24 protein-coding genes are annotated in these 26,321 nt (G+C 62.8%); 14 read left to right on the top strand and 10 right to left on the bottom strand.

Annotated features, from left to right (window positions below; translation table 11 throughout):
• Positions 1–297 (top strand): DUF503 domain-containing protein, encoded by a 297-nt coding sequence (locus CH305_RS21480; RefSeq protein WP_032377966.1) that lies wholly within the window; start codon positions 1–3, stop codon positions 295–297.
• A gap of 15 nt (positions 298–312) precedes the next feature.
• On the opposite strand, the gene CH305_RS21475 is transcribed toward CH305_RS21480, so the two are convergent.
• Positions 313–876, bottom strand: a complete 564-nt coding sequence (locus tag CH305_RS21475; RefSeq protein WP_032377967.1) for a dihydrofolate reductase family protein — start codon at positions 874–876, stop codon at positions 313–315.
• Positions 877–955: 79 nt separating this feature from the next.
• Here CH305_RS21475 and CH305_RS21470 point away from each other — a divergent pair, with 79 nt between their 5' ends.
• From CH305_RS21470 to CH305_RS21460, 3 genes are read left to right on the top strand one after another with little or no spacing between them, the layout of a single operon-like run.
• Entirely contained in the window at positions 956–2,116 is a 1,161-nt protein-coding gene (locus CH305_RS21470; RefSeq protein WP_094610408.1) for an FAD-binding oxidoreductase, read from the top strand.
• A gap of 19 nt (positions 2,117–2,135) precedes the next feature.
• The gene (locus tag CH305_RS21465) at positions 2,136–2,456 is read left to right on the top strand and encodes a hypothetical protein (protein ID WP_094610325.1); all 321 of its coding nucleotides are present in this window, start codon (positions 2,136–2,138) and stop codon (positions 2,454–2,456) included.
• Positions 2,457–2,514: 58 nt separating this feature from the next.
• Positions 2,515–2,934, top strand: coding sequence for a VOC family protein (locus tag CH305_RS21460; RefSeq protein WP_032378524.1), 420 nt, complete (start codon positions 2,515–2,517; stop codon positions 2,932–2,934).
• Between the two features lie 18 nt (positions 2,935–2,952).
• Here CH305_RS21460 and CH305_RS21455 read toward each other — a convergent pair whose 3' ends face one another.
• From CH305_RS21455 to CH305_RS21440, 4 genes are all read right to left on the bottom strand, one after another.
• Entirely contained in the window at positions 2,953–4,224 is a 1,272-nt protein-coding gene (locus CH305_RS21455) for an MFS transporter (RefSeq protein ID WP_094610407.1), read from the bottom strand.
• A 13-nt stretch (positions 4,225–4,237) separates the two neighbouring features.
• Positions 4,238–4,870, bottom strand: coding sequence for a GyrI-like domain-containing protein (locus tag CH305_RS21450; RefSeq protein ID WP_032403488.1), 633 nt, complete (start codon positions 4,868–4,870; stop codon positions 4,238–4,240).
• A gap of 79 nt (positions 4,871–4,949) precedes the next feature.
• Positions 4,950–6,494 carry a sodium:alanine symporter family protein gene (locus tag CH305_RS21445; RefSeq protein WP_094610324.1) on the bottom strand — a complete coding sequence of 515 codons (1,545 nt, stop codon included), beginning with the start codon at positions 6,492–6,494 and terminating at the stop codon, positions 4,950–4,952.
• A gap of 93 nt (positions 6,495–6,587) precedes the next feature.
• On the bottom strand, positions 6,588–7,841 hold the full coding sequence (locus tag CH305_RS21440; protein WP_094610323.1) for an EAL domain-containing protein: 1,254 nt from the start codon (positions 7,839–7,841) through the stop codon (positions 6,588–6,590).
• Positions 7,842–7,997: 156 nt separating this feature from the next.
• On the opposite strand from CH305_RS21440, the gene CH305_RS29710 reads away from it, so the two are divergent.
• The 9 genes from CH305_RS29710 to CH305_RS21395 all read left to right on the top strand — a co-directional run bounded on the left by CH305_RS29710 (position 7,998) and on the right by CH305_RS21395 (position 18,734).
• Entirely contained in the window at positions 7,998–9,383 is a 1,386-nt protein-coding gene (locus CH305_RS29710) for a serine/threonine-protein kinase (RefSeq protein ID WP_094704860.1), read from the top strand.
• 28 nt (positions 9,384–9,411) lie between these two features.
• The gene (locus CH305_RS21430; RefSeq protein WP_094705220.1) at positions 9,412–10,746 is read left to right on the top strand and encodes an NAD(P)/FAD-dependent oxidoreductase; all 1,335 of its coding nucleotides are present in this window, start codon (positions 9,412–9,414) and stop codon (positions 10,744–10,746) included.
• Between the two features lie 214 nt (positions 10,747–10,960).
• Positions 10,961–13,024 carry an AMP-binding protein gene (locus CH305_RS21425; protein WP_094704859.1) on the top strand — a complete coding sequence of 688 codons (2,064 nt, stop codon included), beginning with the start codon at positions 10,961–10,963 and terminating at the stop codon, positions 13,022–13,024.
• A 647-nt stretch (positions 13,025–13,671) separates the two neighbouring features.
• Positions 13,672–13,896, top strand: coding sequence for a hypothetical protein (locus CH305_RS29170; protein WP_094704858.1), 225 nt, complete (start codon positions 13,672–13,674; stop codon positions 13,894–13,896).
• Between the two features lie 317 nt (positions 13,897–14,213).
• Positions 14,214–14,654 (top strand): carboxymuconolactone decarboxylase family protein, encoded by a 441-nt coding sequence (locus CH305_RS21415; RefSeq protein ID WP_094610320.1) that lies wholly within the window; start codon positions 14,214–14,216, stop codon positions 14,652–14,654.
• Between the two features lie 49 nt (positions 14,655–14,703).
• The gene (locus CH305_RS21410) at positions 14,704–15,285 is read left to right on the top strand and encodes a hypothetical protein (RefSeq protein ID WP_094610319.1); all 582 of its coding nucleotides are present in this window, start codon (positions 14,704–14,706) and stop codon (positions 15,283–15,285) included.
• Positions 15,286–15,340: 55 nt separating this feature from the next.
• Positions 15,341–16,159, top strand: a complete 819-nt coding sequence (locus CH305_RS21405) for an Fpg/Nei family DNA glycosylase (RefSeq protein WP_094610318.1) — start codon at positions 15,341–15,343, stop codon at positions 16,157–16,159.
• Between the two features lie 155 nt (positions 16,160–16,314).
• Positions 16,315–18,162, top strand: a complete 1,848-nt coding sequence (locus tag CH305_RS21400) for a DEAD/DEAH box helicase (protein WP_094705218.1) — start codon at positions 16,315–16,317, stop codon at positions 18,160–18,162.
• Entirely contained in the window at positions 18,162–18,734 is a 573-nt protein-coding gene (locus tag CH305_RS21395; protein WP_094704857.1) for a hypothetical protein, read from the top strand. The genes CH305_RS21400 and CH305_RS21395 overlap by 1 nt, the downstream gene beginning before the upstream one ends.
• Before the next feature lie 21 nt (positions 18,735–18,755).
• On the opposite strand, the gene CH305_RS21390 is transcribed toward CH305_RS21395, so the two are convergent.
• Together CH305_RS21390 and CH305_RS21385 are read right to left on the bottom strand one after the other, a co-directional pair.
• Positions 18,756–19,220, bottom strand: coding sequence for an SRPBCC family protein (locus CH305_RS21390; RefSeq protein ID WP_094704856.1), 465 nt, complete (start codon positions 19,218–19,220; stop codon positions 18,756–18,758).
• Between the two features lie 99 nt (positions 19,221–19,319).
• A complete protein-coding gene (locus CH305_RS21385) occupies positions 19,320–21,311 on the bottom strand; it encodes a TerD family protein (RefSeq protein WP_094704855.1) in 1,992 nt (663 codons plus the stop codon).
• Positions 21,312–21,493: 182 nt separating this feature from the next.
• Here CH305_RS21385 and CH305_RS21380 point away from each other — a divergent pair, with 182 nt between their 5' ends.
• On the top strand, positions 21,494–22,261 hold the full coding sequence (locus CH305_RS21380; RefSeq protein WP_094610404.1) for a potassium channel family protein: 768 nt from the start codon (positions 21,494–21,496) through the stop codon (positions 22,259–22,261).
• Positions 22,262–22,358: 97 nt separating this feature from the next.
• On the opposite strand, the gene CH305_RS21375 is transcribed toward CH305_RS21380, so the two are convergent.
• The 3 genes from CH305_RS21375 to fabG all read right to left on the bottom strand — a co-directional run bounded on the left by CH305_RS21375 (position 22,359) and on the right by fabG (position 26,321).
• Positions 22,359–23,141, bottom strand: coding sequence for a class II aldolase/adducin family protein (locus CH305_RS21375; RefSeq protein WP_094610403.1), 783 nt, complete (start codon positions 23,139–23,141; stop codon positions 22,359–22,361).
• A gap of 1,188 nt (positions 23,142–24,329) precedes the next feature.
• Positions 24,330–25,544, bottom strand: coding sequence for an acetyl-CoA C-acetyltransferase (locus CH305_RS21365; protein ID WP_094704853.1), 1,215 nt, complete (start codon positions 25,542–25,544; stop codon positions 24,330–24,332).
• 48 nt (positions 25,545–25,592) lie between these two features.
• Complete coding sequence (gene fabG, locus CH305_RS21360; RefSeq protein WP_094704852.1) at positions 25,593–26,321, bottom strand: 3-oxoacyl-ACP reductase FabG; 729 nt, start codon at positions 26,319–26,321, stop codon at positions 25,593–25,595.

Below are 26,321 nucleotides of genomic sequence, written 5' to 3'. Positions count from 1 at the left end.
ATGTGGATTGGATGGATAGAATTCGACTTTCTTCTCGGCGATGTGCACTCACTCAAAGAGAAACGCTCCGTTGTTCGGCCGGTGATCTCCGAGATGCACCGCAAATTTGCGGTATCGGTCGCAGAGACCGACCATCGTGAACTTCATCGGCGAGCAGGTATCGGCGCTTCGGTCGTGGCCGGCGACCTCGATCACGTCACCGATGTTCTCGACCGGCTCGAGCGCGTTGCAGCGTCCCGGCCCGAGCTCCAACTCGTATCGGTTCGCCGGCGCACCATCCGAAGCGACGACGTCTGAGCCCTGCCCGACGGACTAACGGCGAACGTCGAAAACTTGCTTCTGGATTCCGTTTCCGTACACCTCGTGTTCTACCAATTCGAGATGCGTGGTGTCCTTGTCCGCCGCACTGAACAGCCGCTTTCCTGCACCGAGCAGGAGCGGGAACACCAGTAGGTGGTACCGATCGACCAGACCGGCATCGGCAAGACTCCGGCCCAGTGTGGCGCTACCGTGCACGGAGATGGGCCCACCGTCGGTGTTCCTGAGCTCCGCGACATCGTCGACACTGCGCAAAATGGTTGCGGGCCAACGTGAATCATCCTGCTCCAGCGTGGTCGACACCACATATCTGGGCATGGCATTGTATTCGGCGAAATCGTCCATCGTCGGCCAGATCGGTGCGAAGGCCTCGTACGAGGTGCGGCCGAGTAGCAGCGCCGACGCTTCGCTCTGCTCACGGCCCTTGATTTCGTAAGCCGCCGGGTCGAACTCGATGTCCTGGAACGTCCACCCGGAGTTGCGGTAGCCCGCTTCGCCACCGGGTCCTTCCATCACGCCGTCGAGCGAAACGAACGCGGTCACGATCAGAGTGCGCATTGGCGGTCCTCACAGTCAAGGGTGTCGGGTGCCGGAATCGTAAACCATGCAGTGCCGGTCGACGGATACCATCGTCGGCATGATCGGCACCGTCCCCATCGACATGTCCCGTCCGGCGTGGGACGACGATCCCGCGGTGTCCGGTTGGCGGGGCTTGCCCACGTTGGACGGCGACTGCTCTGCTGACGTCTGCGTCGTCGGTCTCGGCGGTTCGGGCCTGGCCGCTGTCGCTGACCTGCTCGGCCGCGGCCTCGACGTCGTCGGGATCGATGCAGGGCGAGTCGCAGCCGGTGCTGCGGGTCGAAACGGCGGCTTTCTGCTGGGCGGCCCCGCAACGTTTCTGCACGCCGCACTGTCGATGTGGGGGCCGTGCGCCGTCGATCTCTATCGTGCGACCCTCGCCGAGATCGATTCGTTGGAAGCACTCCTCGGATCGTCCGTTATCCGGCGCACCGGGTCCATCAGGCTTGCGGGCGTCCCGGATACGCAGGCCGACCCCGCCGATGCGCGGGACTGCGCGGAATTGGTGAAGTGCCTCCGCGAGAACAACATTGGCGTCGAAGAGTATTCGGGCGAGCTGGGAGACGGCGTCTTCCTGCCCGACGATGCGGTGATGAATCCTGCCCGTCGTGCAGTCGGAATGGCGGCGGCCCTGGCCGGTCGCGCCAGGCTCCACGAGTACACACCCGCGGTTGCCATCGAACCCGGAGCGGTGACGACGCCGACCGGGGTGATCCGCTGCGATCTGATACTGGTCGCCGTAGACGGTCGCCTCGAACGCGTACTCCCCCAGCTCGACGGTCGAGTTCGGACGGCCCGCCTGCAGATGCTCGCCACCACTCCTGTCTCGGCGGGTCGGTTGCCGTGCCCCGTGTACGGACGGTGGGGGTACGACTACGCACAGCAGGACGCGTCGGGACGCCTGTACGTCGGGGGTGGCCGCGACTTGTTCGTCGAGGAAGAGTGGACCTTCTCCAGCGAGCCGACGGCCCGAGTGCAGAACTACCTCGACTCGCTCGCCGAGTTGTTTGCCGGTGAACACGTCTCCGTGAACGCACGGTGGGCAGCGTCGGTGGGGTTCACCGCGGACGGGCGGCCGTTGTGTGGTTACGTCGATGACGGAGTGATCGCGTTCGGTGGCTACAACGGAACCGGCAATCTCGTCGGGCCGGTGGCCGCTCGCGCTGCTGTGGCCCTCGGACTGGACGCGATCGAAGTTCCGAAGTACCTGAGCAGCTGACCCATGGCAGTGTGGACTCATGGCTGACGAACCGGAACACACCGAAGACGGTCACTACATCGTGATCAAGGGCCGACGTTGGCGCGCAACGGATCCTGACATACCCGAGGATCGGAACGCAGAACTGCGGTCGATCCTCATGGCATGGCGCAGGGAGGTCAAACGCACGTCGGGTGCCCCGGAATCTCGCGCAGGTGTGCAGGCGACCAAGGTCGCTCTCGGCGAACGGGGAACACCGTGGTGGGAGCAGTCCGACGACGAACGACGGGCTAGATGGGAGTCCGAAGTACCCACGCCGGGAGATACCGATACCTCCTCCTCCGGTGACTTTTCGTCGTAGCGCCGGTCTACCGTTTCGACGGATGCCGTCGGTGTACATCAGCGAAAAGGAGCCTGCCATGTCCATTCTCAATCCGTATCTTTCGTTTCGAGACAACGCCCGCGAGGCCATGGAGTTCTACCGGTCCGTCTTCGGGGGCGAGCTCACTGTCACCACGCTCGGCGAGGCCCACGCCAGCGAGGATCCCGCCGATGAGAACAAGATCATGCACGGCCAGTTGACCACTCCCAACGGATTCACCCTGATGGGTGCCGACACGCCGTCCTCGATGGAACACACTCCCGGTAGCGCAATGAGCGTCTCGCTCAGCGGCGACGACGAGGACGAATTGACGGGCTACTGGAACAAGCTGGCCGTCGATGCGCAATTCACGATGGGCCTCGACAAGGCTCCGTGGGGCGATACGTTCGGCATGTTGACCGACAAGTTCGGTGTGCAGTGGATGGTGAACATCGCGGGATCCACGCCCGGTAGCTGAGCGCCGACGCAACCGTCCCTAGCCGGCGAAGGTCTTCGGAGGGACGACCTGCCGGAGACCTTCGGGGCCCCAACCCCGGTCGAGCGCGACAAGCAATGCTGCACAGCCGATTCCGGACAACACCAGGGCAGAACCGAACATCGCTGTGTAGCCGAACAGGTCTCCCACCACACCGGCTGCGATTCCTGCCGCTCCTTGCGCGAAGACGACCGCACAGGCCATCAACGTGTAATCGCTTCCTGCGAAACGCTTCTCCGACGCGTCCATCATGAGAGCGAACACCGCGACCGTGGCCGCCCCGCCAAGCACGTGCTCGGTGATGTTCGCCGTGATCAGTAGTGGAAATCCACCGATGCCGAGGGAGGCGATGACGTACAACGCGAGGCTCATGGTCTGGCTCACTCCGCCTATCAGCAGCGCCCGGCGACGTCCGTGCCGGAAGGTCATCCACGCCCCGAGGGCCGCACCCCCGAGCGCGGCCACCGAGGAGAGGCCACCCTCGACCAGCGCGATCTGAGGCAGGGACAAGCCACTGTCCGACAGGAACGGGCCCACCATTGCCGATCCCATCGAGTTTCCGAATTTGAACCCGATGATCAGCAGTATGAACGCCACCATGCCGGGCCTGCGGAGCCTGGACCACCAGGCAACAGCAAGCCGTGCCGGCGATTCCGACTCGGTGTGCCGATCGGAGGCAGCATCCGCCGCGTCGAGTTGCCTGCGCATCCACCACACCGGGACGGTCGTCAATGCGATGAGCAATGCCATCGCGACGAACAGCACCCGCCACCCGGCAAAGGTGAACAGCCACAACAGCAGTCCACCGCCGCACACCATTCCGATTCGGTAGGCACCGACTTGGAGGCCGTTGCCCAGCCCTCGCTGCGCCGCGGTAAGCGTTCTGACCGCGATGCCGTCGGTCGCGATGTCCTGCGTGGCCGAGAGAGCGTTCATGACGAAGATGCCGACGAACAACCAGCGCAACGTAGACGACAGGTCGAGGAACGACAGCGCCAGAGCCACCACCGCAGCCGAACACTGCAGCGACAGCAGCCACCGCCGTCTGGATCCGTAGCGATCGACGTACGGCGCCCAGAGAAATTTCAGCGCCCAGGGCAGAAACAACACACCGGTGGCACTGATCTTCACCAACGAGAATCCCGACTCCCGCAGCACAACCGGGAGTGCCTGGGTGAAGAATCCGAACGGCAGTCCCTGCGCAAAGTAGAGAGCCCCGAGCAAGGTGAGGGTTCCGGCCGTGAACGAAGCCGGACGCACCGCATTGGTCATGTCGGCCATCGTGTCAGAGCGTCGTCGACCCCGCTGAACGCACAACCGGTTGACGGAGAATCGTTCGGAGTTTCGCTGGCTCGACCCGACGCGGATCGCTCAGGTAGATCTCGTGGTGTCGGCCGGTCATCGTCAGTCCGGAACCGGGGATGTACCGATCGTGAAGTTCGGCCAGCACCGGCGTCTCGTCGTCGTATGACCCGATGTGCAACGTCTGCACGCAGAGTCCCTCGTTCAGGGTCTCCAACCGAACTCTGGTCGACGCCTCGGACGTGCCTTTGGCGCCGGCCGACGCCACCGCCGCCTCGAACAGCGTTCGATCGATCCAGTCGGGCACCATGATCATGACGGTCCAGTTCCACTCGGCCTTGTTGCGGGCCGTGGTGAACGACAACATGTTCTCGGCCCACCACAGCGCCTCGAGCGGCGGGACGACGTAGTCCCGGTCGAGGTTCTTCTTACTGGCGAACTTCAGCGCATACGCCACGGGGTACAGAGCGGTGAGCGCGTCCGCATACTGGGGCGCGGTATTCGGGTCTCCGTGCCCGTCGATCATCAGATAACTCAGCGGCGGCACAACGAGACTGCGAAAGACGTTGTGCCGCGCGGAGTACGCGTCGAGCGTCTTCTTGAAGTCGATCTTCACTCGTCCCCCTCCGTCAGGGATGAGCCAAGCACATTCTGTGGTTCGACGCCGATCCTTCGTGTCGAAGATCCGCCGTTTCTCAGACCTCGGCGTCGACCTTCTCCTGCTCGCCGCGACGCATCGCCAAGTACTCGGACAGCTCACGCTTGACCACAGGCAACAACAAGTACAGACCGGTGATATTGACCAGTGCCAGCAGGAACAGAGTGGCGTCGGCGAAGTCGAGAACCGAGCCGAGCGAGAGCACCGTTCCGATGACGGTGAACACGCAGAACATGATGTTGAAGAAGCTGCGCGAGAGACGGCTACGGCCGAACAGCGAAGTCCAGGCCTGCAGCCCGTAGTACGCCCACGTGATCGCCGTCGACAGCGCGAACAGCGCCACCGCAAGCGTGAGCACGTACGGGAACCACGGCAAAACGGTCTCGAATGCATCCGAAGTCAGCGTCACGCCGCCGGCAGGTAGTTCACCGGTCTCGGCGACGATCGCCCGCTGATCCTGCCAGGACACGGTGTTGGCGATGACGATGGTCAGCGCGGTCGCGGTGCAGATGACGACTGTGTCGATGAAGGGCTCGAGCATTGCCACGAAGCCCTCGGTGACCGGGTGCCTGGTCTTGACGGCCGAGTGTGCGATCGCCGCTGACCCCAGCCCGGCCTCGTTGGAGAATGCGGCCCGCTGGAATCCGATGATCATGACACCCAGTACGCCGCCCGCCACACCCTCGGGCGAGAACGCACCCTCGAAGATTGCGACGAACGCGGTCGGGACGGAACGGAAGTTGACGGCGATGACCACACCACACGCGACGATGTAGATCAGGGCCATGGTCGGTACGAGCTTCGCGGTCACGGCGGAGATCGACTTCATGCCGCCGATGATGACCAGTCCGATGATCAACGCGACGACGACACCGAACACCGCCTTGGCCCCGTCGGAGCCGAGGAACCCGTCCTCACCGCCGGTGACCGAGCGAACCTGAGCGTAGGTCTGATTGGCCTGGAACATGTTCCCGCCGCTGATGGCGAAGAACGTGATGATGATGGCGTAGAAGACGGCCATGACCTTGCCGACCTTGGCAAGTCCCCGCTCCGCCAGGCCCTTGGTGAGGTACTTCATCGGGCCGCCGGAGACGGTCCCGTCCTCGTTGATGTCTCGGTACTTCACACCGAGCGTGCACTCGACGAATTTCGACGCCATGCCGAGCACGCCCGCGAGAATCATCCACAGCGTGGCACCTGGGCCACCGAGCGTCACTGCTACCGCGACACCTGCGATATTGCCGAGTCCGACGGTTCCGGACACTGCGGCCGTCAGGGCCCGGAAGTGGCTCACTTCCCCCGGCGCATCGGCCTCGTCTTCCTTTCCGCTCACCAGGATCAACGATCTCTTGATCCCGCGGAACTGGATGAATTTGAAGGTCACCGTGAAGATGACGGCACCGAGGATCAGCCACAGCACGATCAAGGGAACAGCGGCACCACCGATGTTCACGGTGAAGAACACGAAGTTGGACACCGCAGCGGAGATCGGATCGAACGCGTTGTTGATCGCAGTCTCGATGGAGCTGAGTGTGCCTCCATCCGCGGCCAGAAAGTCGCTGTCGAGGGGGTGAGAGCTCATACATACGAGTGAACAGCACCGGGAGCGCAATCGAAGCCGTTTACCTTTTTTCCAGTGAATGTTTACCTGAACTTGACTGAAGGGATCAGGCAATCATGGCGTGAGCCGAGCAGGAATTCGCCTGAGAAGCACTGTGGCCGCGTCGAGTACGACGTCGCGGTCGTAGGTCAAGCGGTAGTCGTAGAGCGTCGCGCCATCGTGCGTGACACCACATTCGACAGCGATCAATGCCGCGCTGGACATCGGTGCCACGATCACTGTCGAGCGCTCCAGCGCCAACGGCTCGTTCTCCCCCACCGGCACCGACCGAAAGTGGTGCTGCATCAGCGCTGGATCGGAGCCGAAAACTGCCACGAGAGCGGTGCGCGCAGCCAGCTCGTCGAGGACGGCGGCACGTACGGGCGTCAGCCGGTTCGACACGTTCACTGTTGTCAACACGACCGTCGACGGTCCGGTGCCGAACGCACTGTTCAGCAGGCTGTTCTCGACAGCCTCGAGAAACGTTGTCTCGGCGTGCCTGCGGGCACCGAGCTGGTGGGTGAGACCGAAGGGTGTCACCGCGACCGGAGCGCGGACGGTGACTGTCGCATCGAGCTCGAGCGATCCAACAGCGTGGGATACGTCGCCGAAGTCCGGCAGTGGCCCCGGAGCGCCGTAGAAAAACCCTTGCCCCAGAACGGCACCCATGTCGCGTGCGCAGCTCTCGTGTGTGTCGGTTTCGATTCCCTCGGCCAACACGAGGGCACCGGTGCGTTCGGCCTCGGCGGCGACGGCAGCGACGATGGCGGCGGTCTGGTCGGTCGAACGCTCTTGCACGAGAGCCATATCGAGCTTGATCACGTCGGGACGCAACAACGGGATCAACGCCAGACTGGACGAGTCTGCACCCACGTCGTCGATTGCGACCCGCCAACCCATATTTCGGGCGTGCTCGGCCGCCCTCAGCAGACCGGCCGGATCGCCCATCAGGTCTCGTTCGGTGATTTCGACGGTGATCGACAGCCGCGCCGCCTCGGCGATCAGCGGCAGGAGGTCTCCGGGTGGCGGCGTGTCGAGTGCGGTGGGTTCGGCATTGACGAACAGCGCCAGCTCATCGGGATAGCCGGCCTCGACGGCACCGTGCAGGGCGCTCGCTCTGCACCGCCAGTCGAAGTCGGTAGTCACACGCTGCTCTCGTGCAACGCGCAGGAGTTCCGGCGGAGCAATGGACGGACCGTCTCCGCTCGTCCGCACGAGGGCCTCGTACCCCACCACGGCGCGGTCGTCCAGAGAGACTATCGGCTGGTAGGCCGACGTGATGTCGATCGACATCGGCGAGATCTGCGCATTCGTCGATTGGGGACGCATGGGTAGGACCTTCCTCGACGCCTGCTCGGTCTGTCCCCCACCCGGTGAATCATCATGCCCGACGGAACCTCCGTGTCGAGAACGGACTGCACTCCGAACGACGATCGGTTGGCTATAAGGTGCTCGGAGTAGTCGACGAACGGCGGGTGAATCACGATGGAGGAGGATGCCCGTTCTCGCGCTGCTCAGGATCGTCTGTTCGCGGGTCGATATCGACTGGGCGCAGTTCTGGGGCGCGGCGCGATGGCCGACGTGGTGCACGCAGAAGACCAGGTCCTCGGCAGGTCCGTGGCAGTGAAGATATTCCGCCACGGCGAGCCGGTGGACACGGTTCAACGGATCGACGCGGAGATTCGAACCCTGGCGTCGCTGTCGCACCCGGGCCTGGTCACGTTGTACGACGCCGGGACTGCGCCGGACGCCACAGGAATTCCGTCGCCCTATCTGGTGATGGAATTGATCGACGGACCGACACTGAACAGCTTTCGCCGGAACAGGGCGATGCACGCCGTCCACGTCGCGCGCATCGGAAGCGAGATGGCGGAGGCGCTCGCGTACATCCACGACCGGGGTGTGGTGCACCGAGACATCAAACCAGCCAACATCCTGATCGCGCACGCCCCGGACTCAGGTACGGGGCAGTGCGCCAAACTGGCCGATTTCGGCATCGCCCGCATTGTCGACTCCGATCGACTCACCGAGCACGGCACCACAGTGGGCACCGCGCACTATCTCAGCCCGGAACAGGCGACCGGTACGTCTGCGGGACCGCCGACCGACATCTACACGCTCGGCCTCGTTCTCATCGAGTGCCTCACCGGCACAATGGTATTCGAAGGTAGCGCGGTGGCCGCCGCGGTAGCGCGGCTGCACCGTGATCCCGCCGTTCCCGAGGAGCTCGGGCCGGAGTGGCACTCGCTACTGACGGCCATGACGTCTCGGCAGCCGGAGGACCGCCCGGACGCAGCTGCGGTCGCGCACCGACTGCGCAGGATCGTCCGAAGTGCAACCCCGCTCCCCCCGACTGCCGTCACACCTGTCGAGCGCACACACGTGGTTGCGGCTGCTGACCCGGTCGGCACCGCACACCGTCCTCCGCGTCGACGGTGGATGGTTCCTGGGGCGGCGGCCGCGCTCGTCCTTGCGCTCGGAGCGGGAATCGTCTGGATCGCGTCCAGCGCGGGCGAGGACCCAGGTCAGGTGCCTGCTACACCGACACCGAACGAGTCGCCGATCGCGGTGCCCACGACGCAGGTGCCTGAGCCTTCGGTAGCCACCGCCCCGAACCCGACCGACGCCGAGATGACGCCATCGTCGAATCCGGTGCTGATCCAACCCGCTGCACCTGCCGCACCACAGGAGAACGAAAGCCCCGGCAACGGCAACGGCAACGGCAATTCGAGCCCCGGCAACGAAGGCCCCGGCAACTCTGGCAACGGCAACTCCGGCAACGGCAATTCAGGCCCGGGAGACGGTAATTCGGGCCCGGGGAACCCCGGCAACGGCAATTCAGGCCCGGGAAACCCCGGTCGAGGAAACTGAGCAGGCCCACCACGTGATCGGAGCAGCTATGACCCATTTCGACACGATCGTGGTGGGAGCCGGAATATCCGGTGCTACCGCAGCCAGGATTCTGCATCGTATGGGTCGGCGAGTCGTCGTTCTCGAGGCTCGCGATCGCGTGGGCGGTCGTGTGTGGACGGTGCGCGGCGACGGCGACACCCTCGACGTCGGTGCGTCCTGGATTCACGGGATCGACAACAACCCCGTCGCCGACGCCGTGCGCGCTTTCGGTATGAGCACAGCGGAGTTCACCGTGGGCAGCTATCAACCGGATGGTCGACCGATCGCGTACTACTCCCCCACCGGTGCCAGGTTGAGCGAGTCAGCCGCCGCACGGTTCGCCGCCGACGTTCACGACTTCGACGAACGGTTTGCCAGGACCATTGCCGAGTCCCCTCCACGGACGTCGTTCGGTGATGCGGTGGAAGCGACTCTGACTCGACTGAATTGGGACATCGATCGCCTGGACCGAGTGCGCGAATTTCTGGGCCACCGAGCCGAGGAACAGCTGGGGGTAGCCCAGGGGGATCTCGACGCACACGGTTTGGACGACGACGCCATCGACGGCGACGAAGTTGTGTTTCCCGACGGCTACGACGAACTCGCCGTCTGTCTCACCGAGGGATTGGACGTTCGACTCGAACATGAGGTCACGCAGGTCCGCTGGGGCGACGAGGGAGTGGTCGTGACAACCGCAGAAGGCTCCTTCTCGGCTGATCGCGCCGTGGTGACAGTACCGATCGGAGTACTGAAGTCGCCGAATTTCACCGTCGAACCTCCGCTACCGGAACCTGTCTCGGTTGCTCTCCATCGGCTCGAAATGAACGCCTTCGAGAAAGTGTTCCTCCGATTCCCGGTGAAGTTCTGGGACGAGAACGTCTACGCAATACGGCAGCAGGGCGAAGCCGGGCGCTGGTGGCACTCGTGGTACGACGTGACCCAGCCGAATGGCAGGCCCACGCTGTTGACCTTCGCCGCGGGTCCCTGTGCACAGCAGACCCGACATTGGTCGGACGAACGTATCGGGGACTCGATTGTCCACACGTTGCGTGGCATATACGGCGACCGAGTCGTCCCGCCGGACCGTGTGTATGTCACACGTTGGCAGGACGATCCGTTCTCGTATGGTTCCTACTCCTACATGACGGTCGGTTCGCAGACGCGTGACCACGACGATCTCGCCACGCCCATCGGCGGCGTACTGCATCTCGCGGGTGAGGCCACCTGGACCGATGACCCGGCAACGGTCACCGCAGCAATGAAGTCAGGACATCGCGCCGCAGAACGCATTCTGGGCCGCACCGTTCCGTTCAGCCACGTCTGGAGCCGGTCGGACAGGTAAGAAGTCTCGCGAAAATCGGGCGCTATGGGTCGTTCGCGCCGAGTTGTCGGCTGTCGAGAACCGAGTTCGGCCGATTCCACCCCCCGAAACCGTGCACCGGGATTAGCATAGCGATTTCATCCAGGCGGATGACCCGTTCCCAGAGCTCGCCGCCATCCCCTGGTCGGTGCTGATGCGACGTTGTCGTCTGCCTCGGCGGGTACAGGGGTGGGGAATGGTTTCGGACGTCATCGACTGCAAGGTTGTGTTCGCACACGACGTCGAGCAGGTATGCGAGGTCTTGAGCGCGGTCGAGTTGTTTCCACGCTACTTCCCCGGTCTCGAATACTGCACGTTGCGTGACACCGCCACCGGGTATCGATGCGGCGTCGGCGGTGTCGAGCACAACCTCGAGCTCGTGGTGCACCGCCGTAATCAACCGATCATCACCATCGAGCACACCGACTCCGGTGGCTTCATCAGGTTCACGCTCACCAGACGCTCGGCTGGCGAGACGAAGATCGATGTCACTGTGTTCAAGGCAGGTCTCGGCGGGGCCTATGCACCCCAGCCCGAACACAACCGGGCGGTCGTCGACTGGGTCATGGGAGGACTTCGCAGACTGGAGAATTCTCTTTCCGGCACCGCTGACTCCATCGTCTCGAACAGCGGCGACTCCCGGTCGCTGCAATTGGCGATCCTGAAGACAATGGTGGGAACTGGCGTCGTCCGTGCCGCACGTCCCGACCGCGCGTACCGGCAGTTGAACTCCCTGTCGAAGTGGGGCTTCACTCTGGGTGGCGGATTCGCGGCAGCGGCAGCGAAGTCACCCGATGAGATCGCCGTGATCGACGAACGTGGAACCCGCACGTTCTCAGAGATCCACCACCGGTCGCATCGCATCGCTGCAGGTCTCGCAGCATCCGACATTCGCCCGGGAAGCACCGTCGGGATACTGGCCCGAAACCACTCGGCGATGATCGAATGCACCGTCGCGTGCGGCATGCTCGGCGTCGAGGTCGTGCTCCTCAACACCGGCCTCGCGGCGCGTCAGATCGAGACGATTGCCGCCCGCCACCAACTCCGAATGCTGTTCGTCGACGACGAATTCGACTCGATGGTTCGATACCTGCCGGACGACGTGACCCGAGTCAGTCTCTCTTCTCATACCGCCATTCCGCGTCGGCGCACCCTCGAGCACTTCGTCGCATCGCCGTCCGCCGCGTTCGTCAGACCCGATCGCCCCGGATCGGTCGTCGTCCTGACATCGGGGACCAGCGGGTCGCCGAAGGGCGCACTCCGTCCCACACCACGAGGCTTCGGCACCGTCGCGGCCATGCTGTCGCGGATGCCTCTCCGGATGAACGAGCGGATGCTCATCGCGGCCCCGATGTTCCACAGCTGGGGGTTTGCTGCACTGCAGATCGGCACGCCCTTGCGCGCCACGGTAGTACTCCAGGATCGGTTCGATCCAGAAGACTGTCTGCGCGCAATCGAGACGCACCGCTGCACCTCGTTGATAGCCGTGCCGATCATGCTCCAGCGCATCCTCGATCTGCCGGAGGCGGTGCGATCTCGCTACGACACTTCCAGTCTCCGAGTCGTGGCCTGCAGCGGGTCTGCCCTGACCGGATCGACCGTCAGCCGATTCATGGACGTCTTCGGTGATGTTCTCTACAACTTCTACGGTTCCACCGAGGTCTCGTGGGCCACGATCGCCATCCCCGACGACCTGCGCGCGTCACCTGGCACCGCAGGACGTCCGCCGCTCGGCACGACCATTGCGGTGCTCGACGCCCAGGGCACCCCCGTGCCGGTGGGAAGCCTCGGCCGCATTTTCGTCGGTAACGACATGTTGTTCGACGGTTACACCAACGCCGAACCTCCGCCCACCGCGTCTGCACGTGGAGCTGCGTTGATGGACACCGGCGATCTCGGGTACATCGACTGCAACGGGCGGTTGTTCGTGTGCGGCAGGGACGACGAGATGATCATTTCCGGTGGCGAGAACGTGTTTCCGGGACCGGTCGAGGACGCCATCGCCAATCTCCCTCAGGTCGGCGAGGTCGCAGTGGTCGGTGTGCCCGACAGTGAGTACGGACAACGTCTCGCAGCGTTCGTCGTCGGTCGCGGCGCCGCGGGCCTCGATGCAGACATGGTGCGTGCCTACATTCGAAACCGGCTGAGCCGCTTCTGTGTTCCCCGAGACATCACGTTCCTCGACGAGCTCCCCCGCACTGCGACCGGCAAGGTCATCAAGAGAATGCTGATCGAACCCCCGACCGCCGCCGGAATGTGAACCGGGTGGGCATACGACCGACCGGATTCGCCTCCTGATTGTCGTCCGAACAGTATCCCGATGCCGGCGAGGTGCGGGCTCCTTGTAGTTCGGGTTCGCCTTGTACGAGTGGGTTCCTTGATTGGGCACGTCAGGAATCGAGTGGAAACGCTGTCCCCCAGCAATTGGGCACGATCGAATCTGCTACGAACAGCATTCCTCGACCCCTGTGGCGCACCACGCCGAACCCGGCAGTTCGTTAGCAGACGCCGAACAGCGGTAGTCGATCGATTCTCCTCCACGCTTGGGTACTATCTCAGTTGCTTGACTATTCAGAATCTGAGACTGTTTGCCGGAGTCAGTACTGACAGGAGTTCTCCGCACAGCCGACACGGGAGGGACGCGAATCGAAATGCCTCAGCAATCCGAAGAGCCTCAGGGAAACCCGACCCAGAAACGCCGCGAACATTCGTCCTTTCTCCAGCTGTTCCTCGAAGCCACTCGCGAGGAACGCTCGACCTACGACAACGGGTCCACGCACGGCGACGGACCGACTGGTCGTCGTTGATCGGATCGGCAGCGTTCTCGACCCCAACACATCCGCAGGCGTTTGACAGTGGCGCGCTCATGGCCGACGGTGGGGAGTACCGACGAACAGGGAGGCACCGATGGACACCGTATTGGCTCTCGTCGCCGTCGTCACGGTTCTTGTTATCTTCGTCGCGATAGCGCGCTTACTTCGCTCCAGGATGCGGAGCGGACGCTTTCACGGAATCGAAAGCTCGGTCGGCGGTTCGGCGTTCATGGGAGCTACACGCAAACCGGGTATCGCCCCACCTGATCGTGGCGATTCACTCACTGACACCAGTCGATCCGAGGCGTCGCCGAAGTAGGTCACCCCGACGGAACGGACACAGCGGCCAGGCCCGGTGTGATGATTCCACCGCACCTGACGAGGCAGCCCCACCCACCTTCTTTGCCGCCGGTAAGTCCGACCGTGCCGGCCTGCTCTCCGACGACAGCAAGAGTTGCGCAAACAGCAAGTCTACGAACAACTTTTATGCGAACAACCTCCGATAGCTTCGGTGAGCAAGTCTGTTCGATCCCCCACCCCCGCACTCGGTCAGGACAAGGTTTGCGATCGAATCGAGACCCCATCATCGACGCCTGACATGATCTGACGACATCACGGCAGACGAGAGGCAGCAGCATGATCGACGACGAGTTCACCACAGACGACAAAGGTCCGCGCTTTCGGGACGGACTCGCCGTTCGACAAGACGTGATGGGTGAAGAATTCGTCGAGCGGGCCTTCGCCGATGCCGAGCACACCGACTCCGCTGCACTTCAAGCTTTCGTCACCGACACCGTGTGGGGAGGTGTATGGACACGCCCCGGACTCGATCACCGCAGCCGCAGTCTGCTCAACCTCGGAATTCTCATCGCGTTGCGCGCGCACGAGGAGCTCGCGGGCCACGTGCGCGGAGCGCTTCGCAACGGACTCACCAGAACGGAAATCACCGAAAGCGTCATTCACACAGCGGGTTACTGCGGAGCACCGGCCGCGCTGGCGGCGATGCGCGTGGTGCAGAGAGTGCTCGACGCCGAACTCGGACCGCTCGATACGGCGGGCAAGTCGAACAACCGATGACGGCACATCCTGTCGCTCGAGGTGTATCTCGATCCGACACAATAACGACGTGAGCTTCGAATTGTGTGAAAACGCGTCGGCCGGTCAGTGGCTGCTCGATCAGAATCTCCCCTGGTATCACTTGGCCGGTCGGGGTCCGATCGGGTTCGAGAAGTACGCGCGGGTGTTGTTCATACCCGATCCCGACTTTCCGGGGCAATCCACCGGCGACGTCGAATTCGAACAGAAGATCAGCGAACTGGCGCAGGTCGGCGTGGCACTCGACGTCCTGTCTGGCTACACGACCACGCCGGACGAGTGCTACTTCGCTCTATGGGACGGATGGAGTTCGATCGACATCGCCTCACAGCCGAAGTTCAAGGTCCCCAACCGTGACTACTTTCTCTTTCGAGGTTCACTCGCGGACTACGAGAATTGGAGCAGTGACGATCCACTCCTCTGGCCGTATGGCGACTCACCAGATCCCGCGTTCATCTGGCCTGCCGACCGTGCGTGGTGCATCACCAACGATGTCGACCCTCACTTCGCCACGGTTGCAGGCAACGCCGAGGCTGTCGATCGTGTTCTGGCCGAGACGGCCATAGATACCGTCACCGACCACCCCGACATCGAGCCGTCCTACTGGGACTGACCCACTCTGATCGGCCCGCCGCGCATACTGCTCACGAATTGGGTACCCCGGATCCATGCCCGAACTACCCGAAGTCGAAAACGCCCGACAGGTCGTCGAAAAAGCCCTCGATCGTGTCATCGTCGACATCGATGACACCGACTCCTTCGAGTGCCGACCGCACATGCCAGGCGATATTGCCCGGGCACTGACGGGCGGGAAACTCACCGAGGCGCGTCGACAGGGCAAGGCGATGTGGTGCGAAACCGTCACGGCCGACGGCTCGAGCGGCCCGACCCTGGGCATTCACCTCGGCATGGGTGGCCGTGTCATCGTCACCGCTCCCGACGGGGCGCGGACGTCGCAGTACGGAGGTGGCGATCCCCACGTCGGTGAGCGCCCGACAGACAAACCGGAGTGGACGCGCTTCTCCATGACGTTCGACGACGGTGGGCAGCTTCGACTCTTCGACAAGCGCCGTCTCGGCCGGGTTCGACTCGAACCCGACATCGACGCTCTCGGACCGGATGCCGCGGAGATCACCCGCGACGACTTCCGTGACCGAATCGGTTCCAGCGGTGCGCCTCTCAAGGCACGACTGCTCGACCAAGCGGCACTAGCGGGAGTCGGCAATCTACTGGCCGACGAGGTGCTGTGGCAGAGCCAGCAATCCCCGTCCAGGCGCGCCAAGACGCTCACGACGGAGGAACTCGACGAACTGCGCGTTGTTCTGCGCCGCGCGATCAGATCAGCGATAAAGAAGGGTGGTGTGCACACCGGGGAAATCATTCCGTTCCGAAAAGCGGACGCGGCCTGCCCTCGCTGTGGTGCGCCGATGGCTCGCGGAACGGTGGGTGGCCGCACGACGTGGTGGTGTTCGCGCGAGCAATCCTGATCCGGTCCATCGCGTGGATCATTCTCGATGGCACTGTAGGACAGTAATTTTCGGAAAAGTCAAGCTGATTCCGGATGCGGCACAATGCCACCGGACGGCGTACGGTGTTGGCAGCTTCGGACCCAGCCGAGGCAGCGAACTTCGCCGGAGGGTGCATGCTTTCGACCGCCGACACAGGCCCAGATCCGCACGTCACCTACTTGCCGCACCGTCATTGTTTCGCTGTCTGGCACAACACGCCCGAAGCGACGCTTGTCGGAGAGTCCACTCCCATCGAGCTTGTGGTCCCCGGCGCGGATGGAACCGTTGCCGTCCGCACTGTGGAAGCGCAACTCGTAGCCGCGAACGGTGGTGAGCTGCGAACCGCATCCGGCTCTTCGGGAGATCCTTCGGCACGGGGATGGTTGTCGATCTTGCACCACATCGAGCACAACCCTGACCTGAATCTGGTTCCTCCAGCGCTGGTCGACGCACTTCCGCCTGCCGCACATGCAGTTCCCAATGCCGGTGGCTCCAGTGTGCAGACTGCACACGGTGCCGCTGACGCACTCCGCGCCAGCCTGCGCATGCAGAACGATCTGACCGAGAGTGCGTCGACGTTCACCCCGAGGCCCTATCAACTGCACGGTGCGTCCTGGGTGCCGACGGTTCAAGAGGTCGGCGGCGGCGGAATCCTCGCCGACGAGATGGGGCTGGGCAAAACGCTCCAGGCCATTTCGCACATGATCGTCGGAGCGCGGCAAGGCGAGGGCAGCTATCTGGTCGTCTGCCCGACGTCGTTGATCAGCAACTGGCGACGAGAAATCGAGAACTTTTCCGACGGCGAATTGGTCGTCAACGTGTACCGCGGCCCATCCCGCACCCTCGAGCAATGCGCCGACGCAGGCTCGGTGACGGTCACCGGGTACCCCACCCTGCGCACCGACACAGACCGATTGAGTGACATCTCCTGGAACACTGTGTTTTTCGATGAGGCACATGTCATGAAGAACTCGCGGACCAAAATCGCTCGCGCCGCGCGTCGGCTGAAGTCCACCACTCGGATCGCCCTGACCGGCACGCCCGTGGAGAACCGAATGGACGAACTCTGGGCACTGATCGATCTCACCAATCCCGGACTGCTCGGAACTCGGGCGCGGTTCACCCGCCGGTTCTCTGCACCCATCGAGCAGGGAGGCTCGGCGGCCGCACTCGCTCAACTGTCGAGCGCGATCGCGCCGGTCGTCCTCCGCCGAACCAAGGCCGAGGTTGCGACAGATCTGCCGCCGAAGCACCACATCGATGTTCTCTGTCCGATCTCGAACGAGCAAGCGTCACTGTACAACTCGGCCGTCGAGGAAGCATTCGATACCGGCTTCGGCTCGAACCGCGCACGAGGGACAGCGGTGTTGGCGCTACTGACCTCGCTCAAACTGATCTGCAACCATCCTGGGCTCGTCAACGGCGACTTGTCTCGATTGGCCGATCGCTCCGGCAAACTCGACAGGCTCACCGACATCGTCGAGGAACTCGCTGAATCCTCTCGAGCTGCGCTCGTGTTCACTCAGTACCGTCGGACCGGAGAGATACTGGCGGAGCATCTCGAAGGCCTCACCGGTGCCCCGATTCCGTTCTTTCACGGCGGGCTCGACGTGGACAAGCGCGACAAGATGATCGACGAATTTCAGAACAGCGACCGATCTCCCGTCATGGTTCTCAGTCTGAGGGCGGCGGGGTACGGCCTCAATCTCACCCGCGCCAGCACGGTGATTCACTACGACCGATGGTGGAACCCCGCGGTCGAAGCGCAAGCCACCGACCGGGTTCACCGAATCGGCCAGAAGTCTCGCGTGACAGTCATTGCACTGACGACGGAAGGAACACTGGAGGAGCACATCGCATCACTCCATACACGCAAGAAGGCGATCGCTGGTTTGACCGAGAGCAACAACGAGTTGGCTCTGGCGGCGCTCGACGACTCGACGTTGCGAGAGACGCTGTCGCTGCGGGCGGTGGCGCGCTGATGGCTACAACACCGCAGCCTGCGGCCTTCGGCTCGACGCCGTGGGGCAAAGATTGGATCCGGCGAGTCGAACCCATCACCGTCACCCGGCCGAACCCGATGCTCCCGCGGGCGCGCAGCCTGGTGCGCAATGATTCAGTCTCCCTGAACCACAACAACATCGGCGAGTTTCGCTGCGTCGTGTCCGCGGGCAAAAGGAGCGAGACGGCCGTGCTCTCACTCCCCCGATATTCGGCAACCGAACGGAAGTCGGTGCTGCGCATCCTTGCCCGCCACACGCGAGGCGGTACAACCAGCGGTGACCTCCCCGATGAGGTCCACGCCGAACTTGTCGCGAGTAAGCTGTCGCCGGTCCCAGACAACACCGAAGCATCGTGCACGTGCTCCGGGCGAATCGACCCGTGCCTCCACGTGACGGCCGCTACCTACGCCATCAGTCTGATCGTCGATCAGATGCCGACGTCGGCGTTGGCCGTCCGTGGAGTCGATCTGTTGGCCGCGACTACGTCGAAGGACGTTCCTCGACGCTGGATGCCGGTCGACAGTCTCGACAGCACAGCGTTCTTCGGATGATCTGAGATCTGCGGCCCGAAATCAGGACGTCGCTTCGACTGCCAATCGAGCAAGCGTGTCGTTCAGCTGATCCTCGGTGACCAGAGGAAACTTGATCTGCTCGAGCAGCTTCTTGTCCGTGACCTTGGACCAGTCGTAGGTGTGGCGGACCAGCGTATCGTTGGGGCCCTGAGACTCCAACTCCCACAACCACTCCCAGCCGGGAGGCTCGTTACCGGCGGGGGCGGTCTTCCAGGCGAGCAGCTTGTCCTTGATGTAACCGCTCACCACGTTGTCGGTCTGGTACTCGCCGCCCATGTGATCGCCCTGCATGTTCATTGTGAACTTCTCGCCGACCTTCTGAATCCGGTCGGCGTGGTCCACGCTGCGCACGAAGCCTGATCCATCGAGCGCCTGATGCCGCTCGGGATTGGACAGGACGTCGAATACTGCGTCGACGGGTGCTTCGATGGTGCGTTCGACTGTGAGCTTTGCGTTGTCGGTCATATCTTCTCTGTGCCCAGTCGACGGGCTCCCCAATCATGGCTACGCCCGAAAGTCGATGCACAGTGCAGCCTGCCTGGTGAGGAACCTCCGATGGCGCGGTCAGTCGGCTATGGTCTCGGCGGATACTGCTTCCGGTGCCGAGGGGACCCATCGCTTCAGAGGTTGCACGACGTCCCGATAGAACGCGTCGAGACCGTCGGTCACACTTCCGATGAAGCTAGCTGCGGATCCCGAGCGCTTGCTGCCCATCTTAGTCGGTGACGTCAGCGTGAAGTACTGCAGTTCACTGGTCCGGCCTGCGGTCAACGATTTCGTATCCGCTCGCACGGTCGCCAGGTTCTCGCACGAAACTTCGCCTGGGTCTGCGAACACGGCCTCGACCAGGATGTCGGCGGGAGCGTTCTTCAGTTGCTTGAGTAGCCACGACGCGCGTCGAAGAGCAGTCCCGTCGGTCGGCGCGTCTATCGCGGTCCGGCACTGAATCTTGTTGGTGCGCATATCTGCTTCGACGGTGACATCTCCCGCGGCATCAGGGATGCGCAACGTGGCCGCAAGGCAGCCGGAGGCAACGAGCTGCTCGACGATGTACTCGTTGCGCGCCTGGGGATCTGCGCTGAACTTCCTCGGGAGGTGGTGCTTCACCGGAACGCCGAGGTCGGCCGTCATCCGCAGCGCCAGGTGCCTGGACAGCGACGCCCAAGTATTCGCCACCGACAAGGCTTTGACATCACTCGAACGGAGGGTACCGGCGGTGACGGAGTCACGAACTGCCACCCAGTGGCGACCCATGTCGACGAACTCCGTCGCGCCGGACTTCGGGTGCGTCAGATACCGGACGAATTCGCTCAGCATCCATACTTGCAGTGAGTCCGCAAGGTCGCCGTGTGACAACAACATTCGAGCCTCGTGGATAACCTCGGACCACGAGATATGCCGCAGCGATACCTTGTTCAGCTTGGTCTTGTTCACCTGGACCGGGAGCTCACCGGCGGAGGCGGGTATGTCGTTGGACAAGCTCAGAACGGTCTCGTACTTGTGCCGTCTTGCGACGTCGAGGTAATTCTCGAGCTGCTCCTTCTGTAGCTTGCCGGTGCCGGTCTTCACTTCCAGCAACGCGGTCCACACTTGGCCCGCCCGAGATACACGGAACACACCGTCGGGAATGACCTTGCCCTCGCCCTTGGCGAACTGCACTTCGAGGTAGCCCTCGAAGGGACCGGATGGCGCTCCGGCATGTGCGCAGATTGCGCGAGCGAACGGACGAACCGCCTGCATCGTCGCGATCAGTGCCGAGGTGGCCCTCTTCTCTTGCTCCTCACCGGATCCGACACCGGAAACGGAGAACAGGCGAGCTGTCTGCCACCCATCTCCCCCTGCCAGGGTGAACTGAGGTGGCGTGACCTTCTTGGCAATCGGCTTCTTGGTGCGAACGCCGCGTTTCGGCGGTTCGACATCGACAACCGAGACGTCGACGATCTCACCGGTCGTGTCGACGGCTTGCACGTGCGAGTCCGCGACCTCGACAACGACCACATCGTTCACCGACGCTTCGGGCTCACTGTCGTCGACGTCGACGCCGAAGTCCTGCGCCAAACCACCCAATCCGGATTCCCAACCCTGCCCGACCGCGCGTAGTTTCCACGCTCCGTTCCGCCGATACACCTCTCCGAACACCAATGCACGTTCCGACGACGCATCGCCGGTCAGGAACTCGCCCAGTACCGAACCGGTCTGATCCCGCACCTGCATCGACAGCTTCCCGAAGTCACCCAACGGAACATCGTCGGAGCTGCCCGCTATAACCACCTTGTCGACTTCGGCTGCGAGAGAATCGAGATGGATCGATACTCGTTCTTGTTTTCCTTCGTCGGTGCTACTGCTCCCGCGGTAGCGCACGGTCGTGTCCGCAGACTCCGGCTGGTTGTAGAAGACGAAGTCTGCATCCGACCGAACGTGCCCACCCGACGTCACCAACAGTGCAGACGCATCCAGATCTCGTTCCGGGTCGACCCAGGACACGATGACATCCAACTCGGTCACGTCGTCCGGCAGGGAGATGTTTTGGCCCTTGACGAGAATGGGTGAACTCACGCTGACACGCTCCTGTCGGACAAAACGGACTCGAACCGTGCAGCTTATGCAAAACCGCTTCGGCGATAGTCGTCCTCGCTCGACAATTCATTCATTCGACCTACCGACCGCCCGGCGCAATCTGGGCCGAGCATGGAAATGGGTCGGGCCAGGCCCCGGGTCCCGCAGTACAGTCCCCGCTCATGAACTATCAGCAGTGGGAGCGAGCAACCGAATGGCCGCTTGCCGTATCAGCTTTGACGTTCCTTGCGATCTACACATGGACTGTGCTGAGCCAGCCGACAGGCACGGAGGCACACGTCGCCGAATACGCGATCCTCGGGATCTGGGCATTGTTCGGGATCGACTACCTCGTGCGACTTGCCCTTGCGGAAAAACGCACGCGCTGGTTTCTTCTGCACCTACACGAACTCGCAATCGTCGCGCTGCCGGTACTGCGTCCGCTGAGACTGCTAAGGCTCCTCACCTTGGTCAGTTTGCTGCAACGCTCGATCGGAGGCGCTCTCCGTGGTCGGGTAGTCACCTATGCCGTCGCCGGAACCTTGATGCTGGTTTTTGTCGCGTCACTCGCGATGTTCGACGCCGAACGCGCCGCACCGGCCGGCAGTATCAAGACCTTCCCCGATGCCCTGTGGTGGGCAACTACGACTATCACGACGGTCGGCTACGGAGACTTCTCACCATCAACAGCGACGGGCCGATTCATCGCCGTCGGGCTGATGGTTGCGGGCATCGCATTGCTCGGATTAGTCACGGCAACCCTGGCGTCGTGGCTCGTCCAGAAGGTCGCCGAACAGGACGACGCGAACCAGGCTGCGACCCAGCAACAGGTTGCGGACCTGACCTCTCAAATTGCAGCGCTGCGAATCGAACTCGCGTTGCGACCCGACAGACGATGTTCGGCAGAGTCTTCGGCACCCGAAGGCACAGTGTCGTCACAAAACCGCTGATCGAAGAACGTCGAGCTGCAGTCGTCGCGAAGTCTCGAAGCCGCTCCGCTGAGCGGAGTTTCGGCGGCTCAAACCGAGACGAAGTCGCGGATGTAGTTCAGTCCATCAACTCCGGATGCTGCGCGACAATTCGGTCGTACATCGGCTGAAACTGGAACCACCCCGCGTACTCGAGACCCACCTGGTTGTACGTCAACTTCGCCGTCACGTCATCCAACGGTTTCGGTTCACCTGCTGCCATGGCGATGAGCTGCGCCTGACTGGATCGCTCCATTGTGATGAACCACCACGCCGCGGAGTCCACGGTCCGACCGACCGTGAGCAGACCGTGGTTCGACAGCACAATCGCCTTGCGCTGACCGAGTGCTTCACCAATTTTTCTCCCCTCTTCCAACTCGGCAACGACACCCGTGTAGTCGTCGAACACGGCGTGGTCGTCGTAGAACGCGCAAGCGTCCTGAGTCAGAGGTGCCAGCCCCATCCGCAGGCTCGAGAGCGCCTTGCCGTACAAAGAATGTGCGTGTGCGGCCGCAACCACGTCCGGTCGAGCCGCATGCACCTGGGAGTGGATGACGAAAGCAGCACGGTTGACCGGACGGTTACCTTCGACGATCTGACCGTCGTGATCAACCAGGATGAGATCGCTTGCTTTGATCATGCTGAAATGCATACCGAAGGGGTTGACCCAGAAGTGGTCGGTCTTCTCTGGGTCACGAGCGGTGATATGCCCCGCCACCCCTTCGTCGAAGCCGCACTGACTGAAGAGCCGGAAAGCGGCCGCAAGTCGTTGCTTTCGGTGCTGCCTTTCGTCGTCCACCGACTCGAACACCGGCGGAGCGGGTACGTCGATTCCTGGGCGGGTCTGTGCCAGTTCGGACATCGTGTTCCTTCGGGCGCTGGTGTCGTTTCCGCGCACGACCTCGGGGCATGGTCGACGCGTAGCGGACGGTCCGCATGACAACCCTCGCAGCGAAACATCACTGCTCGGTCATACTTCAGTTCTACACCCGCGAGTCGCACCTTGAATCGCGAAAGCCCGTATGCAATGCGATGTGCCTCTTGCTGTCGCCGGAGTGATGGCATTCGCTACGGCTCGTGGCTTTCAGTCGCAGTGTCGCCGGCGACGTCCGGTCAGCGCTCGACAATCGACCGATGCATCAGCCAGATACCGTCACGAAGTACTGCCATCGTTCCGCTTGTGCAGCAACAGTTCTGCTGCAATCGACCTGAGTTTTCTCACCACCTCCGGGACGGAGACGAACCACCGGCACCACAGTCAGCAGGCCGCAGGGGCATCGGCCGTCCACCACGCGAAGCTGCCCGAGCGGTTCGTTGCACCACCTGCAGCTCGCGTCGACGTAGTCGTGGCCGTCTTCACGTTCGCACTCATCCACTGCGCACCCGCTGCCGCATGAGAGCATCTGGCCACACCGGCACCGCTCGCCGTCACACCCCGGGTGATGAAGCGCTCCCGGTGGGGTGCCGCAGTCGTGACACTTGCTCTCCCGTTGCGTATTCGACTGGGCCGCCAAGTACAACCCACCGAATCGAGCATTTCCAGATCGCACGCCATGCATATCGCCATGCCGTGCAGAGTCGCACAGAGCACCGACAGCAAAGGATTCTCGCGCTCGGAAATCTCAACGCCCTGGGCACGCTCACACTCAGTTCCAGAGGAATCATCCAGACCGACGGGTGACAGTCACGCAGCACCCGAACGAAAAAGGCGGCCCCTTCTTCGGAACCGCCTCTGAACTGCAATGTGTCGGGCTGACAGGATTTGAACCTGCGACCACTTGACCCCCAGCTAGATCGACCATATGTCGATGGACCCACCCGGACCCAACGCACATCCCCTGAGCAGGATTTATAGTCCACAGCCGTACATCCCGATCCACCGCCTGTTGCACCGAGTAGTGACACGCTCGCGGCACTCTCGATACCGGAGACACCGCGGGGAACGGTCTACAGCCACCAAGCACCAAGGGTGTCCACCACTCTGTGCAGCCTCTAGTAATTGGAGTCCACAACTCCGAGTTTGTCGAGCACCAGACGGGGACTGACGCTCCTACCGAGAGATGTTCTCGAAGACAGCAGCAAGACCCTGCCCGCCACCTATGCACATCGTTTCCAGTCCATACCGGGAACCACGCCGCCGCATTTCGCGAAGGAGAGTCGCGAGAATCCGGCCTCCTGTGGCACCGACCGGGTGGCCGAGTGAAATGCCCGAGCCGTTCGAGTTCAGCCGATGATCGTCCGGCTCGATCCCCCACGTTCGCAGGACTGCCAAAGTTTGTGCGGCAAAGGCTTCGTTCAACTCGATGACATCCATATCGGCCATGGTCAACCCCGCGCGACCTAAAGCCTTCTCGGAAGCCGGGACCGGTCCGATTCCCATCGTCCGTGGCGGTACACCGGCAACGGACCAACTCACCAACCGCGCGATCGGACGTAGCCCGAGCTCGGCTGCGCGCTCCGGAGTCGTCACGATCGCGAGCGCAGCACCGTCGTTTTGACCGCTGGCATTACCTGCTGTGACGGTCGAGGCCGGATCGATTTTCCCGCGCATTGGACGTAGCTTCGCCAGACTCTCGACAGTGGTGTCGGCACGCGGATGTTCGTCGGTGTCGACCACAATCGGATCGCCGCGCCGCTGCGGAACCGGCACTCCCACAATCTCTTCTGCGAACACTCCGTTCTTCTGCGCGGCCACTGCGCGCTGATGCGACTGGACGGCGAGCTCGTCCTGGTCCTCACGGCTGATCGAAAACTCTGCTCGCAAATTCTCGGCGGTTTCGATCATTCCGCCGGGAACAGGAAAGTTTGTCCCGCCTGCAGTGACACGGGCTCGGGCCAGTCGATCGCTCAGCGCCACCGATTCGGCCTTGATCCCCCATCGCATTCCGGTTGCGTAGAACTCGGCCTGACTCATACTTTCCGCACCACCGGCGAGCACCAGATCGCTACCGCCCGTTTGTACTTGCATGCACGCCTGTAGGACGGCCTGCAGTCCGGATCCGCACCGACGGTCGACCTGTAGACCTGGAACCTCGATACCGAGGCCTGCATCGAGTGCGGCGACCCGTCCGATTGCAGGTGCTTCGCCGTTCGGCGAGGCCTGTCCCAGGATGACGTCGTCTATGGCACCGCCCTCCAGTCCGGTACGCGCGCACAGTTCTTTGATCACCACGGCGGCGAGCTGCTGCGGTGACACATCGCGGAGCACTCCCCCGAATCCACCGACAGGTGTGCGTAGCGGTTCACAAATGACAGCGTCGGGCATGAAGTTCCTTATCAGGGCGGGATGGGATTACGAGGGGACGATCGATCGCTACATGTAGCGCCCGCCGGTAACCTCGGAGACGGTGCCGGTCATGTAGGACGACAGGTCGGACGCGTAGAACAGAGCTACCGATGCCACTTCCCGCGGATCCCCGGCACGCTGCATCGGTATTTCCGCCATCTTCTGGTCCCACGCCTTCTGCGGCATGGCCTCGGTCATCGCCGTCTTGATCAGTCCCGGCTGAATGACATTGACCCGAACACCCAGGTGTGCAACTTCTTTCGCTGCCGCTTTGGAAAGTCCCACAATTCCGGCCTTGGCCGCCGAGTAGTTGCTCTGCCCTACGAAGCCGACCTTGGCCGAGATCGACGACAGGTTGATGATCGATCCACCGCCGTTCTCACGCATGAAGCCTGCTGCGATTCTCGTGCCGTTCCAGCAACCCTTGAGATGCACATCGATCACCTGATCGAACTGCTCCTCTGTCATTTTCCGCATGGTCGCGTCGCGAGTGATTCCCGCGTTGTTGACCATGATGTCGATAGACCCGAACGATGTGACGGCAGTGTCCACCAGGGCCTGTACGTCGGAGGCGGACGTGACATTGCAGCGAACGCCGACTGCAGGGGTGGGTAGAGCGTCTGCGGCTTCCTTGGCCTTGGACTCGTCGAGATCACCGATGACGATGTTCGCGCCGTTCTCGGCGAACATCGTGGCGATGGCCAAACCGATGCCCTGAGCGCCACCGGTGATGACGGCTGTACGACCTGAAATCAT

The organism is Rhodococcus sp. 15-649-2-2, assembly GCF_002258645.1.
In the GTDB taxonomy this organism is placed as follows: domain Bacteria; phylum Actinomycetota; class Actinomycetes; order Mycobacteriales; family Mycobacteriaceae; genus Rhodococcoides.
This window is presented reverse-complemented; position numbering and strand designations above follow the sequence as displayed.